We start from the raw sequence: 24425 nt of genomic DNA, 5'->3' as shown, positions 1-24425 counted from the left end.
CAGTTATAAACTTTCATGCTCATTTACGCACTTTCTGCTTCACAAAAAAATACTTCTCTTAAAATTAGCATACAGCCCATAGTTTTACACAACCAAATAATTAAAATCACTTACTTATACGTCATAGGAAGGGATGGTATGTGGGGGAAGAACATTTTAAGAGAGGATAAGCGGCTCTTATGCATTTTCTTAAATAGCACGAATTTTTGCAACATTGAGAGCTGTAAAATAGCGTGATGGTATCAGTTTTCTCTTTCATAGGATTACATAATAAGCCCTATTCTAAATCCTCTATTCAATTTCACACTTCTATATTTAGTTGATAATAAAGAAAATAAAATTCAGAAAAAACTTTGCATTTTTAATTTAATATGTATGAATATATTTTATTTTCTAAAATGAAAAAATAGTCTCATTTTGATCAAATACAAAATCATAAAAATGCAAACCTGTTTTCATTTTTACCATATATTTTTAAATTCAGCTTTACAGTTTTCAAAATATCTAAAGTAGTCTCCATTATTTAAAAAAATTACGTATTACTTCATACTTTTGATTATCGCATTCTTTAAGCGTGATATGGTCTCATCACAAAACAGAATACTCTAAAAATACTATTTTCTTTCCCATCCACACGTTTGTAAAAAAACATCTCTTAAAGCTTGCCACATCTACCTCATACGGTATCTATGAATGGTATAAAATCTATTGGATAACATCATCTTTCCTTAAATAAAAAGTAAAAACCAAGTACTATCACGCTATTTTTCGCCTAATGTTACAATATCTATTGCTATTTGAGAGAATGCATAAAAGGAATTTATTCTTTCTTAGAGTGTTTTTATCCATACATTACTCCTCCTTGTAATGTATAAAAGAGTAATTTTTATTAATTAAATATAGAGAAATTTAAAACGAAAAAACCCTACAATATTCAGGGTTCTCATTATGTAAAACGATAAATTACCATTATAAATTAATATACTGTATTAATGTTTTACAGCACTAAAGATCTGATTAGTCTGCAAAATGAGCTCGTTCTTTCCCCTTAATGTTCTTTATTACCTTATATCCTTGCTTAGAGCACGTACAGCTCGTGCAGTTTCACATTGTAATGCTTTTTGTGCTAAAATTTTCATATCTTCAAAACTATGAGTCTGTAAACACGCCTTTACTGGAGAAATATCGCAAGATATCATAGAAAGCTCATTAATTCCCAATCCAGTCAAAATCATTGCACCAAAAGGATCTCCAGCCATACCACCACATACACTCACCCAACACTTATGTTGTGCAGCTCCCTGAATAGTCTGATAAATCATACGCAAAACTGCTGGATCAAGGCTATCAGCTTCAGACACAAGGTACGGATTTTGCCGATCAACAGCCATTGTATACTGTGTTAGGTCATTGGTTCCAATTGAAAAAAAATCAACATGGGCGCTTAATACATCTGCCATAATGGCCGCTGCTGGAACTTCGATCATAATACCAAGTTTTAATTTTGGTGCATCAACATCGTTGCGGATTTCCTCTGCAATCTTTTTTATAGCGACAATCTCTGAAACAGACATGACCATCGGAAACACAATCCATAGATCTCCACCCTCTTTTGCCGCTCGATATAAAGCACGTAATTGAGGCACCAAAAAATCACGTCGACGTAACAAAAGCCGCGTTCCTCGAACACCTAAAAAAGGATTGTCCTCTTTAGATAAATGTAAATGCGTAACCTGTTTATCTCCACCAATATCAAGTGCACGAATAATTAATGGCTTATCTCCTACAGCTGTAATCATCGCCCGATATATATTAAATTGTAGCTCTTCATCCGGAATATATGGATTCTCTAAAAACAAAAATTCCGTGCGCATGAGTCCAACACCTTCAGCCCCTAAATCAAGCGCAACAGGAACCTGATTTGCGTAGTTGACATTAGCCATGATACGAATTCTTTGACCATCTGTCGTTTGCGCTGGTAATCTACATGCATTTATTTCACTGACACGTTTTTGCGCAACAGTATCAATATGCCTTTGAGCATCTTCAACGTCTTCAAGCGTAGGATTAAGGTAAATAAACCCGTTATCGCCATCAATAATAGCCTGAATATCAGACTGAATTGCTAAAATATCATCACCTGCAGCAACAACCATTGGAATACCAAGAGTACGCGCCAAAATAGCTGTATGAGATAATGGACCTCCCCATGCTGTTGCTAATCCTTTTACCCTTGTACAATCAAGTTGTGCTACATCAGAAGGAGAAAGGTCATTTGTAACCAGAATTACACCATGTGGAATATCATTTAAAAAGAACGATCTATAGGATGGATTGATTTCACCTAAAACACGTCGACCAACATCAACTAAATTAACAGCACGTGCTGCTAACAAAGGATTATCTACCTTAAAAAACATATCTGAAAATTGACGAACCGCTCTATCCCAAGACCAAGCGACACCATGACCTTCCGCTATAAAACGACAAGCTTGAGCTATTAAATTTTCATCTTCAAGCAAAACCATTTGCGCAGAAAAAATCGCAGCAGAATCTGCTCCCATACGCACTGTAATATCAGAAATCACAGATGCCATTTTATGTTTTGTTTTTGTAAGAGCATTTTCAAGACATGCTGCACCAGCTGCAAAATCAATTGGCTGATCTATTATGGAAATATCATTTTGCCTTAAAACAAAAATCTTACCAAATGCTAATCCTGAACTCGCTCCAACACCAGAAATGCCTTTTTGCATAGAGCGTGGATACCAACCATGAAAAGCCTTTGTTTGAGATTCCATTGCTCTCATCAGACATTTTTCACTAATACTCACTTTTTTTGCAATAGCAATGGCATCATTGAGAAGTTGTGCTCCTTCTGTAGCATCTGTAGAAAAAATCAGAACATCACCGTTTTTTGCTCCTAATTGCAATAAACCAACCAAATTTTTCATTTCAACGGTATATTGACCATGGCGAACTCTGATAGAGTTTTGAGCCTTTTTCGCAAAATCAACCCATAGAGAAGCTGGTCGTGCATGAAGACCACTTGGATAATCTAAAGTCCATTCCTGACACACCGAAAGGTCACCAATAAAAGTTTTTTCTATCTTCATCTCTTGGTCAAACAAAGTTGTAACAATTTGCTGTTTGTCCACAGTTGTTGCAAGTACTTCAAGCTGTTTTTTATCAAATAAAAGAGACGTCAATTTTTTACAAATTTCTCTATAGCGATCTGGACACGCTGCAATGGCAATAACCAAATATGCTTTCTTGCCATCCTGCCACTCAACACCAGCAGGCACCTGTATAACAGCAACAGCATCCTTGATAATTAAATCACGATTTTCAGCCATACCATGAGGAATGGCTATACCATTTCCAAGCCAAGTATTGGTTGTTTCTTCACGTGCAAGCATACTTGCCAGATAACACTTATCAACTGCACCAACCTGCACAAGCAATTCAGCAGCAGCATAAATTGCATCATTTTTATGATCAAAAGCAGCTGCAAGTTGTACAGATCTTATAGACAAGATTTCACCATCAGTAAAATCTACATTCATTGCTTCTGCTTTCTCATATCTCATCATGAATTCAAATTGCCTCACATTTGAACACCAATATCTCTGATACATTCCTTTTCAAAGCTGCATTTCCCAAAATACAAGCTATAAATACCACCACAGCTCTCTTTATATTTACAGAATATAGCTAAGTGAGGTGCTTAAATACCTCAATATAACCGATAAAACAATTAGATATTATTATCCACCTAAGTGCTTAAAACCATCATAAACAAGTCCGCCTCTTACTCTTTTACTTTACAAAGACAAAACCCCGTTTTTTACAGCACTAATCACCTGAAAAACTATGCTTTCAAAATGCTCTCATTATCCTAAGTTATCCAACATAACTTTTCACTATTCTCCCTACAAGAAAGCATCCTTCCCAATCATCCGTAACTTCAGCTAATATTTTAATTGATTCCTCAAAGTTTATTTAACCTATTATCCCTCTTTATAAGTTCATTACATAATTACAAATTGCTCCATGCAACTTATCATCTTTAAAATTCCGTGCTACCCATCTTATGATATCAAACTCTCGATATATAATATTTATATATTTTAAGCTACACCTTTACTTCAATCAATATCGCAAATACACAATGCCCTCTGTCGCACATTTGCAAAGTACGACATCCCCCCCAAGCACCATCACCAACTACTAAAATCAAGAAAAACTCTACAAATAAGATAAATAAAGTAAAAAATGAAAAGCAATTATTGCCTTAACCCTAGCTCTTATGCTTGTCTATTTTCAACAATACACAATAATAGTGAAATCAGAAAAAATATTCTTGAAGGGCGCTGATTGCAAGTTGGTTATTTTTATATCTTTAAACACCGTACTCCTTAAAAATATAATTTCACTCTCGATTTACCGAAAATTCCTTAATGCACGTCACTTTCAAAGTAGTTTTGACTACCTTCTTATGGATTTTTTATCCCTATGTCTTTTTAAATGAATAGCCCCACCTACCCACACTACCACCTAAAAACAGTATGACAACTCATCAATACCACAATGCCGATAAAAAGATCCATCTTTATCAAAATGATTACATCAATAATGCTCTCATTAAATTTCTCATAATTTTCTGAAAACAAACTGCTTCTCTTATAAGAAATTACTCGACGCTTCTTCATACATAAAAAGAAAGTCTCTCCTCACTGATTATTATACAGAAACTTATCAACAAACTCTATCATAATATCAATATGTTCAGTACTTAAATACTAACATAACAGCGCACAAACTTTTTCCCTCATTGAGAAAAGCCATTTCCCCGATTCTACCTTTTTATCTTCTACATTTATTATAGTACCAACGCAAAAAGGGAAAGATGAGATTCATCTTTCCCTTTGAATACTTATAAAACCACAACTACAATTCAATGAAATCCCGTTGATGGCTAGAGAGTGTTACAGATTACTCTGCTGCCTCCACCATAGGAATGACTGAAACATAGGAACGATTACCCGCTTTGCGTTGAAAAGAAACCTTTCCATTTGATAATGCAAAAAGCGTATGGTCTTTTCCAATGCCGACATTGTTTCCAGGATGCCAACGTGTACCACGCTGGCGAATAATAATATTTCCGGCAATAACGGTTTCACCACCAAATTTTTTAACGCCTAGACGTTTCGATTCTGAATCACGACCATTACGCGAGGAACCACCAGCTTTTTTATGTGCCATAGACGCTCTCCTTTAATCTTTCTTACTCTTTGATGCTACAGATGCTTTCTTCTGCGACGCAGTCTTTTTTTCAACCGTTTTTTTAGCCGTCTTCTCAACAGAAGCAGCAGCTTTTGTTTCTTTTGGTGTAGTTTCTTCTTCTTTTATAGGTTTCGCAGCAACTTTTTTAGGTTTTGAACCACCCATTAAAATTTCTAAAACACGAAGCCTCGTAAATTCTTGACGATGGCCACGCGTGCGTTTAGAATTTTGACGACGGCGCTTCTTAAATGCGATAACCTTGCGCCCACGTGCCTGTTCTAAAATCTCAGCTGTCACCAATGCATCAGCAACGACAGGGGTACCAATAACCGCATTACCTTCTTGCCCAACCATTAATATGTCATTGAATTCAACCACATCACCCGCATTTCCACTAACTTTTTCAACTTTTACCACTTGATTAGCAACAATGCGGTATTGCTTACCACCAGTTTTAATGACTGCGAACATTTTTTATCCTTCCGTTCACTCCAGCTCTTATTTAATTTCTGCCTTGAAATAAGGGAAAATAGGCTGCTTTTTATCAGTCGTAATAGATCCCAAAGAAGGATAAAACCTTCTTCAACACAAATATGCGCAGATTTCCCCACGCTTATATTTTGTATATATGAAGGAATTTCTATTCTCTGTCAATAAAGTCCCATAAAAAAGAAAAAAAGGTTGTACCAAAAACAATTGAAGGTTATCTACCCCTTATACACTCAAATAGTGCCGATTTTTGTTTCACTTTATTATGGAGAGATGGCTGAGTGGTTGAAAGCACCGCACTCGAAATGCGGCATAGGGGCAACTCTATCGGGGGTTCAAATCCCTCTCTCTCCGCCACAGTTTATAAAGCGATATTATTAAAACTGTCTTTAATCCTAGCTTTCCGGTTGTAGCTGTAGCTTGCCAGCGGGTTTTGTATATTTTGACACTAGGTTTTTACCAATTTATTTTTTTCAAAGAGTTTTTAAGGGGTTCTCAAAGGGTCTTCAAAGACCTCTCAAAGGTCTTTATCGTTTTTGCGAATAAATTCTCATTTTTACAATTTTTGCACTTTTTTGATTTTCTGTTACATAAATCTAATCCAGATAATAAGAGAAGGCATAGTAAAATTAAAGAATTATCTCATATTTCTCTCTCATTCTACTTTTGCTTAGTTAGTACAAAACCTACTGTAAAATTATATTTATTTTGCACGTCTTGCTTGAATATGTGCTAGCAACCCTAATGTTGAACTATCACGATTATCCGCTTTACTTTCTCCACGAAGAATTGGTAGTAACTCGTTTGCTAATTCTTTACCAAGTTCAACACCCCATTGATCAAATGAATTAATATTCATTAAAATCCCTTCAACAAAAGTGCGATGTTCATAAAGCGCAATAAGACGACCGAGTGCAAAAGGTGTTAATGAATCTTGAACCAGCGTAATGCTGGGACGGTTTCCTTTAAAACTTCTATGACGTGCTAAATGGTCTGCTTCACCCTCATCAACTCCATTTTTTATCAAGATATGCCGAGCATCTTCAAGACTACGCCCCTTCATCAAGGCTTTTGATTGTGCTAAACCGTTTGCTAGCAACATCTCATACATAGAATGTAATTTTTTCTCATGCCCTTTTATAAATAAAATAAATTCTACAGGAATAATATCTGTTCCTTGATGCAGAAGCTGAAAAAAAGCATGTTGACTATTTGTTCCTGAATCCCCCCAAACAATTGGACCACTTGAAAAACTTAATGGTTTTCCATCCAGCGAGACTTGCTTACCATTTGATTCCATATCAAGCTGTTGTAAATAAGCTGGAAAATGTATTAAACGCTGTGCATAAGGAATGATCGAACGTGATGAATAACCACAAATAACACGATGCCAGAATCCTAAAAGAGCAAAACGAATAGGAATATTTTTATGCAAAGACATAGTTTTAAAATGTTGATCCATTTGCAAAGCACCATTGAGAAATTGGCGAAAATTTCCACCACCTACTGCAAACATAACAACAAGTCCAATGGCTGACCAAATTGAATAACGTCCTCCAACCCAATTCCAAAATTTAAAAACTCTTGTGGAATCTATGCCAAATTCTGCCACTTTATCAAGCGCACTTGAAACAGCAACAAAATGCGTACAAACGGCTTCTTCTCCTAAATGTGAACAAATCCACTGACGTGCAACTTGAGCATTGACCATTGTTTCAGCCGTTGTAAAAGTTTTAGAAGCAATGACAAACAGCGTTGTTGCTGGATTCAAAATAGAGAGAGTATCAGAAATATGGGCACTGTCAGCATTCGAAACAAAATGACACTGTGGACCATCATGATAAGGTTTTAAAGCATACGTGACCATTGCAGGACCAAGATCAGAACCACCAATACCAATATTGACAATATCACTTATTCTCTCGCCACTGCTTCCCTTATAGCTTCCATCACGCACCTTTTCAGAAAATCTTTCCATATCGTCAAGGACGTCTTGAATATCGCGAATAAGATTATGACCATCCAACATGAAAATTTCATCAGCAGGTAAACGTAATGCAATATGAAGAACTGAGCGTTTTTCAGTTGTATTAATCGCCTTACCAGAAAACATTGCATCACGCCGGCCTAACACATCTGCTGCGACCGCTAAATCATCTAGAAGTTGCAATGTTTTAAATGTCACACCACATTTTGAAAAATCGAAAAGAAGATCATCAAGTCTGAGAGAAAAATGGGAAAAACGCTGTTCATCTTCTACAAAATGCCGACGAATATCATAGACCCCATCCTTTGCAGCATGGTTTCTTAAAGCTTTTAATGTGGCTTCAAAAGCCATTTCATTTCGAATCGAAAAGCTATCTCCCATAAGCTTATCCTATACGGTTATTGATAATGAAATCTATGCCCAAACAATAACAAAGCAGAAAACACCTCCTTTATTGCTCGCTATTTTTACTGCTCACATAAAAATGAAAGAATATACAAAATAAAAGGATAAGATCCGAAAATGATATTTTTACAAGAATAAACTTTCAAATCTTTTCTATCATATACGTCATTTAACTTGATTGAGTTCTTTTGTTAAACGTAAATCTTCTTCTGCTTTTGGTCTTATAAAACGCCCTAAAAAAAGATAAACAACCGGTGTGACATAAAGCGTAAAAATAGTTGCTAAACCTAAGCCACCCACGATAACCCAACCTAAAGCTATACGCGCCTCTGCGCCAGCACCTTTGGCTAAAACCAAAGGAATACCTCCTAAAATGGCACAAATCATTGTCATACAAACTGGACGAAGGCGAATGTTTGCTGCTTCTTCTACGGCTTCACGCACGCTTCTTCCCTGATCACGTAATTGATCTGCAAATTCAACAATAAGAATACCATTTTTTGCCATAACACCAATTAACAAAATTAATCCAATTTGGCTGTAAATATTCAGACTCACACCACTCAATAGCATAGCAATTACAGCACAACCAATCCCTAATGGGACAGTGGCCATGATAATAAATCCTGAAATAAAGCTTTCAAACTGAGCAGCCAAAATCAATAAAATAATCAAAAAGGCAATGCCAAAAACAATCATAAAACTGGAGGATGTTTCATTAAGTGTTTCAGCTTCCCCTAAGGGAACTACATAGGTCCCTTTCGATAACAAAGGAGAAGCAATTTTCTGTACCGTTTGGTAAGCTTCCCCTAAAGCAATACCCGGAGCAAGATTTGCGCTTAAAATAACAGCACTCATGCGTTTTTCCCGTTTTAATTGGGGAGAGATAGCTTTTTCATGTAAACGCGCAATAACCGATAAAGGAACATATCGATTGTCTTTGGTCTTTAAAAAAATGTTTTCTAAATCACTAGGACTCTTCATAGAATTTTTACGCGACATCAATTTAACATCGTAAGAATGATCATCCACGTTAATAGAACCAATCTTTTTACCATCCAACATTGCTTGTAATGTATCGCCCAAATTGGTGATATCAATCCCTAAATCGGAGGCTTTTTTTCGGTTGATTTCAATGAAAAATTGCGGTTGTGTTGCATCAACAGTAAGGCGTGGGCGAATAAAACGCGGATCATCTTGTAAAGTACTCACCAGCTTATCAGCAATGGGTTGTAATGTTGCATAATCATTGCCAAGAATTGCAAACTGTAATCCTTGCCCAGTTCCTCTCACACCCAAAGAATTTCCCTGCGCAGCAAACACAAAAACTGCGGGAAACTGTTTAACTTTTTCATTAATATCTTTCACGATTTCTTGCTGACTCCGTAAACGTTTATCCCAAGATGAAAGCAATAAAATTAAAAAAGCAGTATTGGGTGAACCGCCAGCACCCGCAATAGAGTAACTGTTAGCAATCTCCCCTGCATCACGTAATGGCTGTAGACTTGCTTCAATTTGCTCTATTTGCTCGTTCAAATATTGTGTTGAAATACCTTGTGGTCCATTAATAACCAAAAAGATCACAGCTCTGTCTTCTGCTGGCGTTAATTCCTGTTGTAGCTTCGTATAGCCTCCAACACAAAGACCCGCAAAAATAAGTGAAGCAAAAACAACAGCCCAAGGCTTTTCTAAACACTTATGCAAACTGTAAGTATATGCCTTATGAAAAAAAGTACCTAATTTATATAAAAAAGCAAAATGATGGGACTCTTCCTCTTTCTCCTCAATATGTTCTTTGAGAAAACGCGAAGCCAACATGGGACAAAGCGTTAAGGCAACAACTGAAGAAAGCAAAATAGAAATTGCCAAAACAAAACCAAATTCTCTAAAAAGACCTCCAACTTGCCCAGGAAGAAAGGAAATAGGAACAAACACAGCCACTAAAGTCAATGTTGTTGCTAAAACAGCAAAAAATACTTCACGTGTTCCTATCACCGCCGCAGCCCTAGACCCTAAACCCATGTTGCGCCACCGAACAATATTCTCAAGAACAACAATAGCATCATCCACAACAAGCCCTGTTGCTAAAACAAGTCCTAAAAATGTGAGAATATTCAATGAAAATCCTACAAGATAAATAGCTGCAATGGTACCAATCAAAGCGACAGGAAGAGATACAGCAGGTATCAGTGTTGCACGAATGTCTCTGAGAAAAAGAAAAATGACTAAGATAACACTCAAAATAGCAATAACCAACGCAACTTCAACCTCATGAAGAGCGCTTTTAATAAAAATTGCATCGTCATTAATAACGTCTATATTTACAGAAGAAGGAACAATACTTTTGAGATTATCAACAACGGCTCTCACACCTTCAGAAATATTAAGAGTGTTGGATTGTGCTTTACGCACAATCCCTAATCCAATACCTGTCTTTCCATTAATACGAAGAATAACCGTTTCTATATCCGGCGATAAAGTAACATGCGCAACATCACCAAGATGCACACGAGGCTTTAAAACAACTTGTTCAAAAGATTCTGGTGTTGTTAAACGTGCAGTAGCACGCACAACTAAAGTTTGTTTAGAATTGCGTAATGATCCTACTGGCACATCCGTTGTCATATCAGCAAGAACACGTGAAATATCTGCTACAGTTAATCCATAACTGGCAAGTTTTGCTTGATCTATATCAATCTGAAAAATCTTTGTGCGAGCACTATCGACCTGTACATCACCAACACCATCAACAGCAGAAATTGCATCAACAATCTGATCGTTTACAATCGTGGTTAAATCATCAACACTCATTGTTGGTGACGTCACAACCAAATACATCATGGCAGCAGCATTCGAATCTGCTTTAATAATCAAAGGCGAATCCGCATCTTTCGGTAAAGAATAGGTAATACGGGAGAGAGCATCACGAATATCAGATGCTGCAACATTCAAATCAACACCAACATTAAAATTAATCTGCACACGGGAGCGCCCAAAAGAAGACGTTGAAGAAATCGTCTTAACACCTGAAACACGAGAAACAGCATCTTCTATAATTTTTGTAACTTCACGATCAATTGTTTCTGCCGACGCACCTGAAAACACCGTCACAATCGTTGTTACGGGAGTATCAACATCGGGTAATTCTCTTACATCAACATTTAACCATGCTGCAAATCCTGCAATGATGATCATAGCATTTAAAACAAAAGTAAAAACCGGTCTGCGAATAAATAAGGTAATGAGACCACCTTGCTCGACCTGTGACATCGGCTGTTTTGTGCTCAATTCTTGGCTCATTGTATATCCGTTCCGTAAACTACTGGTAATTGCTGTTGATGAGACTTTGGGTCATCAATCATTACTTTACTTCCTGGATAAAGCATTTGTACTCCTTGAATGACAACTTGATCACCATTTTCTAGGGGTGCTTTTACGAAAACTTGATCTGCTTTATGCTGAATAATTGATACGGGTATAGCCTCTACTTTCCCTTCTCTCACACGCCAAACGAATGACCCTTTACTATTCCATTGAACTGCAAGAGGATTAACGACAGGAAAAGAACCACCATGAAATTGCAAGGCAACAGAAAAAGACATACCAGACATGAGCGTATCTTTTTCATTATTGATTTCAACCTGAGCATGAAGTGTGCGACTTTCTGGATCAACGATATTATCAATCGCATAAATATGACCAACAAAAGATCTATCTGGCTGCGCGATTAACGTTGCCGTTACCTCATCTCCTTTATGGATGCGCGACACATACCGTTCAGGGGCCCATATATCGACCAAAATACGTTCTCTATTCTCAATACGGCCTATTACAGTATTAAGGGTCACGTTATTCCCTGCATCAACGGGCAAAATACCAACAACTCCAGGAATCGGTGCACGAATTGTTCGCCGATCGAGATCTAATTCAGCATTACGCAAAACTAAATTTGCGTTATCTAACTCTAAGCGTGCTGTAATTTCTTGAACTTCCGTTGCTGTATTGCTGGCACGTAACTTAAGAATACGCGAAAGCGTTAACGCATTATTATCACGTTGTACTTTTGCTTTTGCAGCCGCTATTTCCTCTTTTTTAGAATCAAGCTTTGCAATCACATCACCTACATGTACTTTTGTACCCGCTGACACAAAAAGCTTATCAATAACACCTGGAGATAAAGGGGTAAGCTCGACTTCTGCAAGTGCTTGTCCACTCCCAAGAACGTTAAGTTGTTCATAAAAATCTTGAATTTTTACAAGATCAACGACAACCTTTACCGGTGGCCTTCCCATTTTTTCATTTGAAGCTTTATCCGATACTCTTGTTTTATCCACCATAGAAATGGGTTGGTCTGCACTCTTTTTTCCAGCCCAATAAGTAACCGTTAAAACAACGATTAAAAACACTAATGGAAAGCTCTTTTTTAATAACGCCATACATCCGCCCTTGCTGTGTCATGTTCATCTGAAATAGTTTTCAACAGTAATATCGGCGTTTTACACAAAAACCCAACAGCGGGTGTGTATATCTTACCCCCACCGCAAAAAACACATCTCATCTCTGCTTGACTATCTTTCATAGATTAAAACGTCAAGTTAACTATCGTTCATATTGCTTTGTATGGTCATGACAAAAAAATGTTCATATCAAAACCAACTGAAGCCATAATATATTATATCCTTTTTTAAAATATATCATAAAAAAAGAGAGATTTTTTTTATGACGACTCAAGTTTCACTTGCATTTCTTTAATGAAACGATTAGGAACCCTTTGTCTTAGACAATGTAAAAAATTGAAATGTATGCACCCGTAGCTCAGCTGGATAGAGCACCAGACTACGAATCTGGGGGTCAGGAGTTCGAATCTCTTCGGGTGCGCCATCTATCAATATCTTACTTATAAAGTCAGACTTTTTAAATTCTTTATTTTGTGATTTATTTTTACCTATCTTTGTATTTTGTTATTTCATTCTGTTGTGAGTCGTTTCTTTAGCCATTTTGCTAGAATAAGATGTTATGAGTCCTTCAATTCAGCTCTAAGGTGCTTTTATTAGCTTATAATCGTAGCGATTGCATGAGTAGCGTATGTTGTTGTTTTCTTTTTTCAATCTATGCGCTTGTTTTTGGTCTCTTCCGGATTATACTCTCTACTCAGTTAGGTAATTTTTTACGTGCTTATTTCTAATTGTTTCATAACTGGATGTTTCTGGATATTTTATTCCTAGCAGTCCCATCTTAAGAGGGACTTCAGATGTGCCGCCATAAATTCCGGTTTACCACCATGTGAAACTTTTTCAGTGTGTTGTTGGAAAGAATAAATAAACTACTTCTCAAACGTACTACTATGAAACACTTATGGTATCCATTAATATCATCAGCATTTGTTGCAAACCACAGCTTCTTTTTGTAATATTTTTAATTGAATTAAACGTATTTTTACTGCTTAAAAGCAAAGTGATTCTTTTTCCTAAAAAACAATAAAACTCTTCTTGTGCTTCTTTAGCATTATCTCTTGCATGGCATATCAACGATTTCTATGATATCTTAATATTTTTCTGTTCTTTATGAATTTTTCTAATTAATCCATGGGGTACAGATCCCAAACATTAATAAAAGCTGAATTTAAAGAATTTTTCCATGCCTAAAACTGATATTGAAATTGCTCGCACTGCTAAAAAGCAACATATTATTGAAATTGCACAAAAAATTGGTATCTCACATGAAAATCTCATTCCCTATGGTCATGATAAAGCTAAAATTTCTTCTGAATACATAAAATCGCTTAATAAAAATCCAGATGGTAAACTTATCCTTGTCACAGCTATCAATCCCACACCTGCCGGAGAAGGCAAAACAACAACAACTGTTGGACTAAGTGATGCTCTTAATCTTATTGGTAAAAAAACAATAGCTACCTTGAGAGAACCATCTTTAGGTCCCTGTTTTGGTGTAAAAGGTGGTGCTGCTGGTGGTGGTTATGCACAAGTCATTCCAATGGATGACCTTAATTTACATTTTACCGGTGATTTTCATGCTATTACATCTGCTCATAATCTTCTTGCCGCAATGATAGATAATCATCTTTATTGGGGAAATACTCTAAACATTGATCCACGTCGCATTGTTTGGAAACGCGTTCTTGATATGAATGACCGTGTATTGCGCGATATTGTCATTTCATTGGGGGGCATAACAAATGGTTTTCCACGCCAAACAGGTTTTGATATTACTGTTGCATCAGAAATTATGGCGCTTCTTTGTCTCTCTGAAAATTTAGAAAACCTTACACAAAGACTCAAAAAAATTATTGTTGCTTATCGTTATGATAAAACGCCCATCACCGTTGCTGATCTCAATGCGGAAGGTGCAATGGCAGTTCTTCTCAAAGATGCTATACAACCCAATCTCGTACAGACAATTGAAAATAATCCTGTTCTCGTTCATGGAGGACCTTTTGCCAACATTGCTCATGGTTGCAATTCGGTTATAGCAACAAAAACTGCTTTAAAACTTGCTGATTATGTTGTCACAGAAGCAGGGTTTGGAGCAGATCTTGGAGCAGAAAAGTTCTTCAATATCAAATGTAGGCAAGCAGGTATTGTACCAAATGCTACAGTGATCGTCGCAACTATTCGTGCATTAAAAATGAATGGTGGTCTGGATAAAAATAACCTGACAGAAGAAAATATCACCGCTTTAGAAAAAGGAGCAGCCAATCTTTTACGACATATAAAAAATATGAAGCACTACGGTATTCCTTGTGTTGTGGCTATCAATCATTTTGACAGCGATAGCGATGCTGAAATAAAAACATTACAAAAAATAGTTGCAACAACTGGACACAAAGCTATTATCTGTAAGCATTGGGAACAAGGTGGAAAAGGCGCTATAGAACTTGCACAAGAACTCGTTACCTTGATTGAAAAGCACGATTCTGATTTTAAAGTTCTCTATCAAGATGATATTCCACTCGTTCAAAAAATTAATTGTATTATAACAAAGCTATACGGTGGACGTGGCGCCATCATCTCAGCCCCTATTCTCAAACAACTTGAAACTTGGGAAAAAGAAGGTTTTGGCGTCTACCCTATTTGTATGGCAAAAACACCTTATTCTTTTTCTTCTGATCCCACGCAATACGGAGCTCCTGTTGATTTTGAAATTCCCATACGAGAAGTTCGTCTCTGTGCGGGAGCCGGTTTTATTGTTGTCATTTGTGGAGATGTTATGACCATGCCGGGACTACCCCATTATCCCACGGCTGAAAAAATTCATCTTGACGAAAATGATCAAATACAAGGACTTTCATAAATTTATAACCGTAAATTCTATCATTCATTATAAAAAGCGTTTTTATTGTAAAAAAAATAGAATTTTAAAAAGCGATATAGACAAATGTCTCATTTATATGATATAAGTGCCTGTCCTTTTGGATATGCCTTTAAAAGGACGTAGGTTTTTTCCTATCATTTATGACACTGAAAAAAGCAGGATAGATAGTGCAAGTACTCGTTCGTGATAATAATGTTGACCAAGCGCTCCGTGCGTTGAAAAAAAAGATGCAGCGTGAAGGTATCTTTCGTGAAATGAAAATGCGTAGTTATTATGAGAAGCCATCTGAGAAGCGTGCTCGTGAAAAAGCTGAAGCTATTCGTCGTACACGTAAGCTTGCTCGTAAGCGTGCACAAAGAGAAGGTTTTGTTAGTAACGGACGAACTGTTGCAGTAAAGTAATATACTTTATGATATTATATAATTGCATAAGCAATAGATAGTAAGCTACTAGAGAATTTTATCTTCATAGGCGATTGCGATGAATTGCGTGTGTGTATTTTTTTATATACAATGTTATCTAATATGTTAGTTATTTGAAAATAATAAGGTTTCTATCATAGAGGTGGTTTTTATTTCACTCTTATATTTCAAAAAATAGATAACAAACTACACTTTAGATATTTAAGCGACTTTTTCCTATGTAAATTGAGTGCGGGATGTTTTATTATCACTTCTCGCTATAATTTTTTCCTTCTGGATATCTCTTAAATAACCGCTTCTTATGTATAAATTTCATGATGAATTTCTTTTTTGTCATTAAATATTCTACATCTTTCGATCACCCTAGGTCTTTTTACAAAACAAAAACAACTATCGCCATATGCGATTGTGTGTAAGTATATGATATTAAATGCATAATCCTCTTTACCTTCAGTTATGTAACAAAACGATATAATTCCATAACTTTTATATCCCTTGATTCTGTCTCTCTAAAGGATGACGAATTTCAACCACTGCACTACAGATTCTTTTTTTCTTGATAAAATTCTTCTATTCATCACTTATGTAATTACCCTCATCAGTGTATCGAATAAGCCTTTCTATTTCATTCAACTTTCTTCTATACTGAGTTAGAGAAAAGAAAATTGATAATAAACAGAGAAAACACTGTTTTTTAATATGGATGAATGTGCCTTTTATTACCATTTTTGATGGAAATGTTTTTAAAATTTAAATAACGAGTTAAAGTTTTTAACGCGGAGATTTGTTATTATAAGTAATCATTTTTCATATTAAGTAATAATTCTTAATAACATAAAATTTCTCAACACCTTCTCATATTGAATCAATGAAGATTATTTTCTTGTACATCATAAGCGGGATTCGTACGCAAATAGAATAAAAGCTATTTAAGAAAAAACAAAAAGGCTTCCTATGAACACCATAAATAATAGGAACTGCATAACATTGAAAGCTGGTAAATAGAACAATGGAGCCAGCTTATCTACTAATACGGATAAGCATTATCATGGCATAAGATTATAGCAAATTTTATAAAATGGATTATCACGAAAAAGTGTTCTGTTAGCCCTTCATATATCAATCTACTCTATAATGTTGCTCATATTTTTACGCTTAAATGTTTCATTCATCGTATTATTTGGTTCATTTAAAATTTCTTTTCAAGCTATACAATAACCCCTTCACTGAACAGTTTTTTGTTCATAATATGTATACCTATATTTTTATTTCGAAAAATAAACCCAGAAAAGAGATACAAGCTTTTGTTTTCCTTATTTTGATATTTTTGTAGCAATTTTCTCATCGTTTAGATCTCTTTAACGAGCAGTGTGTCATACTTTTTATCAGTTTCCAGTCTTATCTTTCAGATTTTAAATTTCCAATATATGATGAAATAAAGGAGTTCGGTGTGCAAAATTCTCGTTTGTTTCGCGTTTCAATACTCGCATCATGTATCTTAATAGCAACAGTCATTGTATTAGTTTCACCTCATTTGTTGCATGCACAAACATTTAATCAAAATTTAGGGCCCAGTGGTTTACCACTTCCGCGATTTGCTTCGATTAAACCCACCAGCGTTAATGTACGCGTCGGACCAGGAAGCAACTATTCTATCATTTTTACCTACAAAAAGAAGGGCTTACCTATTGAAATCATTCAAGAATATGATCAATGGCGCAAAATTCGTGATGCCGAAGGCGATGAGGGGTGGGTGTATCAATCGCTTTTATCGGGAAAGCGAACTGCTATAACTATTCCATGGCAAAAAGATAAAACTAAAAGACTAATGCTACGAAAAAATCCCACCGACAACGCAGAACTTGTGGCAGAAGTAGAACCTAATGTCATTGGTAATATCCGCCAATGTGATGGACAATGGTGCGAATTAAACATTAATAATACACGCGGATGGCTTCAACAACCCCAGTTATGGGGAATCTATCCTGATGAAAAAGTAAAAGTAAAAGGCTGGTGAATAATCAAACTCAACAAGTTTAATTTTTATTCCTCATTGAATATCCTCACTGCCTATCACAAGATTGATTTTTTGGTTTCAATCGCACGATTAAATCAACATGTGAAATTTCCATACCTTCTGGTGGCTTAGGCAAATTTCTAATAATGGGAGATTCTTCCAAATTGTAAGGAATATCAAGAATACGATTTTCACCTTCTATATAAAAATGGTAGTGATCAGAGGTATTTGTATCAAACCAAGTTTTTGAGCCTTCTACGGCAATAATCCGTAATAATCCCGCTTCCGTAAATTGATGAAGCGTATTATAAACCGTTGCTAAAGATACAGGTACACCTGCCTTCATCGCTTCCTCATAGAGCTCTTCAGCAGTAATATGACGATTTCCTTGAGAAAAAATCATATGTGCAAGTTCCAACCGCTGACGTGTTGGACGCAGACCATTTTGACGCAAACGTTTTTCTAACATAGAAATGGAATAATATTGCACAATTTTTCCACACTCTTTTGTGAACTGCTGCTCTTCATTCATATCTAAATTGTCTGCACTCACTGACATAATTACAAACCCAAATACATTCCTGCTAAATAAGATCAAAATACAAAAAAATGGGAATAGTATGGTGTAATCTTGTATTCCATTTTTAAATAATTACCTATGTAGAATACATAAAAAAAGGCTTTTGTCATTAAAAATGATATAAAATCATTTCCCTCTCTTTAAAATTTGCTCTAAAAGTAGGTTGGGAAAAGCGCAGAAATTAAAGATATATGCAAATAAATGGAGTAACAATGGCTGAACAAAAGTCTCGCTACACATATGAAGAGCTTCTAAGCTGCGCTCGCGGCGAAATGTTTGGTAGAGGTAATGCGCAATTGCCAGCACCGCCAATGTTGATGATTCATCGAATCACTCAAATTAGTGAAACTGATGGTAAATACGATAAAGGAATGGTTCGCGCCGAATTTGACATTACACCAGACATGTGGTTCTTTAATTGTCACTTTATAGGCGATCCCGTCATGCCAGGATGTCTCGGACTGGATGGTATGTGGCAATTAACAGGTTTTTTTCTTGGTTGGCTAGGCGAACCAGGTAAAGGAAGAGCAATATCAACAGGTGAAGTAAAGTTATCAGGGATGGTAACTCCACAAACCAAAATTCTTGAATATGAAATAGATTTTAAGCGTATTCGACGTGGAAATTTAGTCTTAGGAATAGCTGATGGGTGGCTAAAAGCAGATGGAGAGACTATTTATAAGGCGAACGATTTACGCGTTGCTTTATTCAAAGAAGATTGAACGTTATTTCCGTCAGAAAGAACTTTTCACTATTCTGTATGGAACGAGGAGGTATGAATGCGTCGAGTTGTTGTAACCGGAATGGGAATTGTCTCCGCAATTGGAAATAACCCTGGAGCTGTTTTAACCAGTTTACGTGAAGCAAAATCCGGAATTTCTTACGCACCTCAATATGCTGAATTAGGCTTTCGTAGCAGAGTTTATGGCAAGCCCGATATTAATATAGAAGAACTCGTAGATCGACGTGCTCTACGTTTTCATGGGCGTGGAACAGCATGGAATCATATCGCCATGGATCAAGCAATTGCTGATGCGGGTCTAGAACCGCATGAAGTATCGAACGAACACACGGGTATTATTATGGGTTCTGGAGGTGCTTCAACACATTCAATCGTAGAAGCTGCTGACATTACACGCCAAAAAGGCCCAAAACGTGTTGGACCTTTTGTTGTCCCTAAAGCGATGAGTTCTACAGCATCTGCAACATTAGCAACTTTCTTTAAAATAAAGGGGATCAATTATTCAATCTCTTCAGCTTGTGCTACCTCCAATCATTGTATTGGTAATGCTTACGAAATGATTCAATATGGTAAACAGAAGCGCATCTTTGCCGGAGGCTGTGAAGATTTGGATTGGACACTATCTGTTTTATTCGATGCCATGGGTGCTATGTCCAGCAGATATAATGACACCCCTCACAAAGCTTCACGTGCTTATGATGTTAATCGTGATGGTTTTGTCATTGCTGGAGGGGCTGGCGTTTTAGTCCTTGAAGATTTAGAACTTGCTAAAGCACGTGGTGCAAAAATCTACGGAGAAATCGTTGGATACGGTGCGACATCCGATGGACATGATATGGTTGCCCCATCAGGAGAGGGAGCAGAGCGGTGCATGCGCATGGCTCTTGCAACAATCAATAATAAAATTGATTATATCAATCCCCATGCGACAGCAACTCCTGTTGGTGATCCTCCTGAGATAGAAGCTATCCGTCGTGTCTTTGGAGCAGGTGATCAATGCCCCCCCATTTCCGCTACCAAGTCTCTAACAGGACATTCCTTGGGAGCAGCAGGTGTTCACGAAGCAATCTATACATTGTTAATGATGAATCATAATTTTATTTGTGAAAGTGCCCATATTGAAGAACTTGATCCAGCTTTTGCTGATATGCCAATCGTTCGTGAACGACGTGATCATCAACAACTGAATACCGTATTGTCGAATACTTTTGGCTTTGGCGGTACCAATGCAACGCTTGTTTTCCAACGTTATGTATAAACAAAAGCTCTTAGTAATTGAAAAAAGTACGGTCTTACGGAGAATAATATGAAAGGTTTGATGGAGGGCAAACGCGGCCTTATTATGGGAATTGCGAATGACCACTCAATTGCTTGGGGCATTGCCTGTCAGCTCGCACAAGCAGGAGCGGAATTAGCGTTGACTTATCAAGGAAATGCTTTTGGAAAACGTGTTCATCCCCTAGCAGATAAACTTGGCTGCAAATTAGTGCTAGAGTGTGACGTTGAAAAAAGTGAAAATATTGATTACGTCTTTGAGCAACTTGAAAAAGAATGGAAAACAATTGATTTTATTGTCCATGCCATTGGTTTTTCAGATAAAACTCAACTAAAAGGGCGTTACGTTGATGTTACAACACGTGAAAACTTTCAACGCACGATGGTTATTTCAGCTTATTCCTTTACTGAAATTGCCCAGCGCGCGGGTAAGCTTATGCCGAATGGAGGAGCACTTTTAACTCTTACCTATGGTGCTTCACAGCAAGTTGTGCCTAATTATAACATCATGGGTGTTGCTAAAGCAGCTTTAGAAGCTATGGTACGTTATTTAGCAGCGGACTTTGGTCCTCAAAATATTCGTGTCAATGCGATTTCCGCTGGTCCTGTTAGAACTTTAGCAGGTAATGGTATTGCAGCTGCACGGGCAATATTTTCACATCAACGCCGTAATGCCCCATTACGTCGTACCGTAGATATTCATGAAATTGGAAAATCTGCTCTTTATCTACTCTCTGACTTATCATCAGGTGTTACAGGTGAAATCCATTATGTTGATTCAGGCTATAACATCATGTCTATGCCAATACTCGAAGAACTGAAAAAAAGTGACGATTCCCAAGAAGAATAAAATTTATTTCATTGCACTAAAAAAGAAAATCAATCATGTGCATAGTGCTTTAATCGGGTATTGAGTACTTTCTCAGCTATATAATAGTGTATTGACTTATAATAATATGACGTAAGGAACATGTGCAAATGTTTGTAAGAATAAGTCAATACAAAACCAGATGTACGATGCCTTGTTTCACGAAATATTTTATAAAAGCCGGAGTATTTCTTCAATCCATGGTTGATAAATTTTGTATTTTATGACGTCATTTACCTTACTAAAGTATACGCTTTTGCCATTGCTTATAAATCAATATCCAACCCTCATGCCACCGCAGTTTGAAACAGAGATTAGAGAATTATTAAAATCTTTAGTTTCAGCTTTTGTGTAGCAAATTGAAAAAAAAATATTTCTACCGTTTGATTTATTCTTGAAACGCAAATACAATCTAATTTAGGAAGAATATGAAGGCGTAAAGAAATCAATCGTTAATTTTACTATTATTCTTTAATGAGACTTTACGATTTTAAAAGCATCTACATCAATGTTTTTTTAATAATGGAGATTACTCTTTACCTCACACCTTTATTTTTCTCGTTCTTTAATGAAAGCGTTTCTCTGATATGTCAGGTAAAATAGAACACCCAAAAACACTATAGCTGTTGCTCCTTCATGCATTTTTTTAAGATATCTCTCAATGCATGCCATTCCATTTCACAATGGTACCTGTAAAACGTATAAAAAATCCCTGTGAAGTATATAAAATCCTTTTTTTACCACCATTTTAATGTTTATACAGATGACAAACCGACACCGTCATTTTACTTGCCATGTTCTAATATTGAAACAACCCTTGATACTTGAGATGATTCATTAGAAGTATCTTTAATAATTTTTATCCACGTACTAACCCGCTTGTGACAAGCAAACACATATTTTTAATTAACTCAATACAAAAATAAAATGAATTATTTATATAAATCAATTTCTTATCTTTATAATCACATTATTTTTTAGTTTAACTGACAGTCACAAACAAGTACAATAACATTTTCTCAATCTTAGACTTTCAAAGTTATAATTCCAAAAATCATTTCTTGCATATAAAAAACAGAATTGACATGTGAGAAAATAAAAGGCTTAAATATCTCTACTGAACAGCTTCAAGTGCCAAGAGCTGTTTCAACATTGGGGGGTAATGATGCTCGGCTTCCTCCTTCATAAAAGTAAAGATGGGGATGTGCACAATGGCTTTATCGTTATACTATTCACGGTCACCGTCGCGAAGTGGACTTGGAAGTTTTAAGAGAGAGGTCTCTTTAAAACAAGAACATGAATATACAACAGCAATCGTGTTTTTTTGGGCATTCTATTTTACCTGACACATCAGAGAAATGCTTTCATTAGAAAATGAGAAAATAAAGGTGTGAGATAATCTCTATTATTTAAAAGATATTGCTTTAGATAGCGTAAAACTGAATTTAAAAATGATTGTAGAAATGTGAACAGATTTTCAGCTTTAAAATTTCATCTTCTTCCCAAATTAGATTGTCTTCTTGTTTTAAAGAATTACAAAAACAGAGATTCGCAATATCCCTGCCCCGATATTCTTAGCTTATACGTTACATAAATAAGATGCTTCTACCTAATGAGTCTTGTATTATTCTGTTTGCAAATATCATTGTGAGATGAATTTAAGAGACAATAAAAATATCTTGTTCATTACATTACATAAACACGTATAAGTGGAAACGACAATTTATCTTCAAAGAGATAGCTCTTAGACAAAAGCCAAAACTTTTATATTTCAGCCATGTTTCATAAAGAATCGAATGATATGAATCTATAATTTTCTGGAATATGACTGCCTTATACAACCATCAATAAAATCTATTTTATATGTCTATCATAGCATGTTTCTATTTTTTACGATTGGAATTATTAAAAAACAGGATATCATTGAATTTCGTCCTTGAGAGCGCGGCTTAGTAATGTGTTTGCCGCTTCAGTTATATTTTTACCACAATAGAGAATTTGATAAATTTGTTCTACAATGGGCATTTCTACCCCAATACGCTGCGCCAACGTATATACTTCCTTGGTATTTAAGTATCCTTCCACAACCTGACCAATTTGTTTTTCTGCTTCTTTTATATCTATTCCTTTACCAAGAAGTATTCCAAAACGGCGATTACGCGACTGATTATCAGTACATGTCAAAACCAGATCACCTAAGCCTGTCATTCCCATAAATGTGGAAAGCTCAGCACCCATAGCCCCCCCTAAACGACTGATTTCAGCTAGTCCTCGTGTGATAAGAGCTATTCGTGCATTTGCCCCAAAACCTATGCCATCTGATATTCCTGCACCAATAGCAATAACATTTTTGACTGCCCCCCCTAATTGAACACCAATCATATCTGAACTTTTATAAACTCTAAAACTTTTGTCACAATGAAAAAGTTGCTGCAATTCTTTACCAAACTCAACATCAGAAGCTGCTATCGTCATTGCAGTAGGCCAACCAATAGCTAGTTCTTGAGCAAAAGTTGGTCCAGAAAAAACAGCTAAAGGAATTTTTTCACCTAAAATCTCACGAGCAACCTCTTGTAAGAAACGTCCAGTACCATGTTCTAAACCTTTTGTAGCCCAGATAACGCGTGAATGCTGATCTAAATAAGGCTGAATATTATACAAAACTTGATGAAATACATGGCTTGGAACAGCGATTAATATATTGTGACTTGCCATTATTGCAGTTTCAAGGGAAGCTTCAAGTAATAAATTTTCAGGAAATCGAACATCGGGTAAATATACTTGATTACAACGTTGTTCCTGTAATTCTTTGATATGTTGAGGACTATACCCCCAAAGTAAAACATTATGACCATTACGGGCAAGAGCTATCGCTAATGCAGTACCAAAAGAACCAGCACCTATAACTGTCATTGCAACGGTTTTCATTAAATTTTCTGATTATTCTCTAAATTTTTGATTTCAATTGCATATTATTATTACAATAATTTTAATGCTATCTTTAATATAAATTCTTTAAATC

14 protein-coding genes and 2 tRNA genes are annotated in these 24425 nt (G+C 36.1%); 8 read left to right on the top strand and 8 right to left on the bottom strand.

Translation table 11 applies throughout. The features are described 5' to 3' along the window. Nucleotides 1-1061 precede the first annotated feature (1061 nt). From ptsP to rplU, 3 genes are all read right to left on the bottom strand, one after another. Nucleotides 1062-3593, bottom strand: a complete 2532-nt coding sequence (gene ptsP / locus ACFINI_RS01160) for a phosphoenolpyruvate--protein phosphotransferase (protein ID WP_375645421.1) — start codon at nucleotides 3591-3593, stop codon at nucleotides 1062-1064. Nucleotides 3594-4995: 1402 nt separating this feature from the next. Beyond that, on the bottom strand, nucleotides 4996-5265 hold the full coding sequence (gene rpmA, locus ACFINI_RS01155) for a 50S ribosomal protein L27 (protein ID WP_273723965.1): 270 nt from the start codon (nucleotides 5263-5265) through the stop codon (nucleotides 4996-4998). Nucleotides 5266-5277: 12 nt separating this feature from the next. After that, the gene (gene rplU / locus ACFINI_RS01150; RefSeq protein ID WP_375611445.1) at nucleotides 5278-5757 is read right to left on the bottom strand and encodes a 50S ribosomal protein L21; all 480 of its coding nucleotides are present in this window, start codon (nucleotides 5755-5757) and stop codon (nucleotides 5278-5280) included. 285 nt (nucleotides 5758-6042) lie between these two features. Between rplU and ACFINI_RS01145 the strand changes: the two genes are divergently transcribed. After that, nucleotides 6043-6132: transfer RNA gene (locus ACFINI_RS01145), tRNA-Ser, on the top strand. A gap of 346 nt (nucleotides 6133-6478) precedes the next feature. Here ACFINI_RS01145 and pgi read toward each other — a convergent pair. From pgi to ACFINI_RS01130, 3 genes are all read right to left on the bottom strand, one after another. After that, a complete protein-coding gene (gene pgi / locus ACFINI_RS01140; protein WP_375611444.1) occupies nucleotides 6479-8143 on the bottom strand; it encodes a glucose-6-phosphate isomerase in 1665 nt (554 codons plus the stop codon). Between the two features lie 189 nt (nucleotides 8144-8332). Then, nucleotides 8333-11467 (bottom strand): efflux RND transporter permease subunit, encoded by a 3135-nt coding sequence (locus ACFINI_RS01135; RefSeq protein ID WP_375645420.1) that lies wholly within the window; start codon nucleotides 11465-11467, stop codon nucleotides 8333-8335. Beyond that, nucleotides 11464-12603: an efflux RND transporter periplasmic adaptor subunit gene (locus ACFINI_RS01130; protein WP_375645419.1), complete on the bottom strand. Its 1140-nt coding sequence runs from the start codon at nucleotides 12601-12603 to the stop codon at nucleotides 11464-11466. Before ACFINI_RS01130 ends, ACFINI_RS01135 begins: the two co-directional genes overlap by 4 nt. A gap of 368 nt (nucleotides 12604-12971) precedes the next feature. Between ACFINI_RS01130 and ACFINI_RS01125 the strand changes: the two genes are divergently transcribed. The 4 genes from ACFINI_RS01125 (at nucleotide 12972) to ACFINI_RS01110 (ending at nucleotide 17938) form a co-directional block, all read left to right on the top strand. Further along, a tRNA-Arg gene (locus ACFINI_RS01125) sits at nucleotides 12972-13048 on the top strand. A 756-nt stretch (nucleotides 13049-13804) separates the two neighbouring features. Next, on the top strand, nucleotides 13805-15478 hold the full coding sequence (locus ACFINI_RS01120; protein WP_375638168.1) for a formate--tetrahydrofolate ligase: 1674 nt from the start codon (nucleotides 13805-13807) through the stop codon (nucleotides 15476-15478). Between the two features lie 188 nt (nucleotides 15479-15666). Then, the gene (rpsU, locus tag ACFINI_RS01115) at nucleotides 15667-15900 is read left to right on the top strand and encodes a 30S ribosomal protein S21 (RefSeq protein WP_012754552.1); all 234 of its coding nucleotides are present in this window, start codon (nucleotides 15667-15669) and stop codon (nucleotides 15898-15900) included. Nucleotides 15901-17371: 1471 nt separating this feature from the next. Beyond that, nucleotides 17372-17938 carry an SH3 domain-containing protein gene (locus ACFINI_RS01110; protein WP_375611440.1) on the top strand — a complete coding sequence of 189 codons (567 nt, stop codon included), beginning with the start codon at nucleotides 17372-17374 and terminating at the stop codon, nucleotides 17936-17938. A gap of 46 nt (nucleotides 17939-17984) precedes the next feature. Here the strand turns inward: ACFINI_RS01110 and irrA are convergent, their stop codons facing one another. Next, nucleotides 17985-18497 carry an iron response transcriptional regulator IrrA gene (gene irrA / locus ACFINI_RS01105; protein WP_375611439.1) on the bottom strand — a complete coding sequence of 171 codons (513 nt, stop codon included), beginning with the start codon at nucleotides 18495-18497 and terminating at the stop codon, nucleotides 17985-17987. 233 nt (nucleotides 18498-18730) lie between these two features. Here irrA and fabA point away from each other — a divergent pair, with 233 nt between their 5' ends. Genes fabA through fabI form a run of 3 tightly spaced genes read left to right on the top strand, consistent with a single transcriptional unit; the run spans nucleotide 18731 to nucleotide 21385 of the window. Next, nucleotides 18731-19240, top strand: coding sequence for a 3-hydroxyacyl-[acyl-carrier-protein] dehydratase FabA (gene fabA / locus ACFINI_RS01100; RefSeq protein WP_273722474.1), 510 nt, complete (start codon nucleotides 18731-18733; stop codon nucleotides 19238-19240). A 57-nt stretch (nucleotides 19241-19297) separates the two neighbouring features. Further along, a complete protein-coding gene (gene fabB / locus ACFINI_RS01095; RefSeq protein WP_375611438.1) occupies nucleotides 19298-20518 on the top strand; it encodes a beta-ketoacyl-ACP synthase I in 1221 nt (406 codons plus the stop codon). Nucleotides 20519-20566: 48 nt separating this feature from the next. Beyond that, a complete protein-coding gene (gene fabI, locus ACFINI_RS01090; RefSeq protein WP_375611437.1) occupies nucleotides 20567-21385 on the top strand; it encodes an enoyl-ACP reductase FabI in 819 nt (272 codons plus the stop codon). A 1938-nt stretch (nucleotides 21386-23323) separates the two neighbouring features. Here fabI and gpsA read toward each other — a convergent pair. Further along, nucleotides 23324-24331 carry an NAD(P)H-dependent glycerol-3-phosphate dehydrogenase gene (gene gpsA, locus ACFINI_RS01085; RefSeq protein WP_375645418.1) on the bottom strand — a complete coding sequence of 336 codons (1008 nt, stop codon included), beginning with the start codon at nucleotides 24329-24331 and terminating at the stop codon, nucleotides 23324-23326. Nucleotides 24332-24425: the final 94 nt, after the last annotated feature.

Origin of the sequence: Bartonella sp. AA56HLJMS (genome assembly GCF_042197145.1) — a bacterium.
Classification (GTDB): Bacteria; Pseudomonadota; Alphaproteobacteria; order Rhizobiales; family Rhizobiaceae; genus Bartonella.
Note: the sequence above shows the minus strand (reverse complement) of the source record. Positions and strands in the feature narration are given on the sequence as shown.

Bases quoted from the DNA above. Each gene is read 5' to 3' on its own strand.
- rplU (WP_375611445.1), bottom strand. From the start codon at position 5,757: ATGTTCGCAGTCATTAAAACTGGTGGTAAGCAATACCGCATTGTTGCT.
- fabI (WP_375611437.1), top strand. From the start codon at position 20,567: ATGAAAGGTTTGATGGAGGGCAAACGCGGCCTTATTATGGGAATTGCG.
- rpmA (WP_273723965.1), bottom strand. From the start codon at position 5,265: ATGGCACATAAAAAAGCTGGTGGTTCCTCGCGTAATGGTCGTGATTCA.
- irrA (WP_375611439.1), bottom strand. From the start codon at position 18,497: ATGTCAGTGAGTGCAGACAATTTAGATATGAATGAAGAGCAGCAGTTC.
- ACFINI_RS01120 (WP_375638168.1), top strand. From the start codon at position 13,805: ATGCCTAAAACTGATATTGAAATTGCTCGCACTGCTAAAAAGCAACAT.
- pgi (WP_375611444.1), bottom strand. From the start codon at position 8,143: ATGGGAGATAGCTTTTCGATTCGAAATGAAATGGCTTTTGAAGCCACA.
- ACFINI_RS01135 (WP_375645420.1), bottom strand. From the start codon at position 11,467: ATGAGCCAAGAATTGAGCACAAAACAGCCGATGTCACAGGTCGAGCAA.
- fabB (WP_375611438.1), top strand. From the start codon at position 19,298: ATGCGTCGAGTTGTTGTAACCGGAATGGGAATTGTCTCCGCAATTGGA.
- fabA (WP_273722474.1), top strand. From the start codon at position 18,731: ATGGCTGAACAAAAGTCTCGCTACACATATGAAGAGCTTCTAAGCTGC.
- ptsP (WP_375645421.1), bottom strand. From the start codon at position 3,593: ATGATGAGATATGAGAAAGCAGAAGCAATGAATGTAGATTTTACTGAT.
- ACFINI_RS01130 (WP_375645419.1), bottom strand. From the start codon at position 12,603: ATGGCGTTATTAAAAAAGAGCTTTCCATTAGTGTTTTTAATCGTTGTT.
- gpsA (WP_375645418.1), bottom strand. From the start codon at position 24,331: ATGAAAACCGTTGCAATGACAGTTATAGGTGCTGGTTCTTTTGGTACT.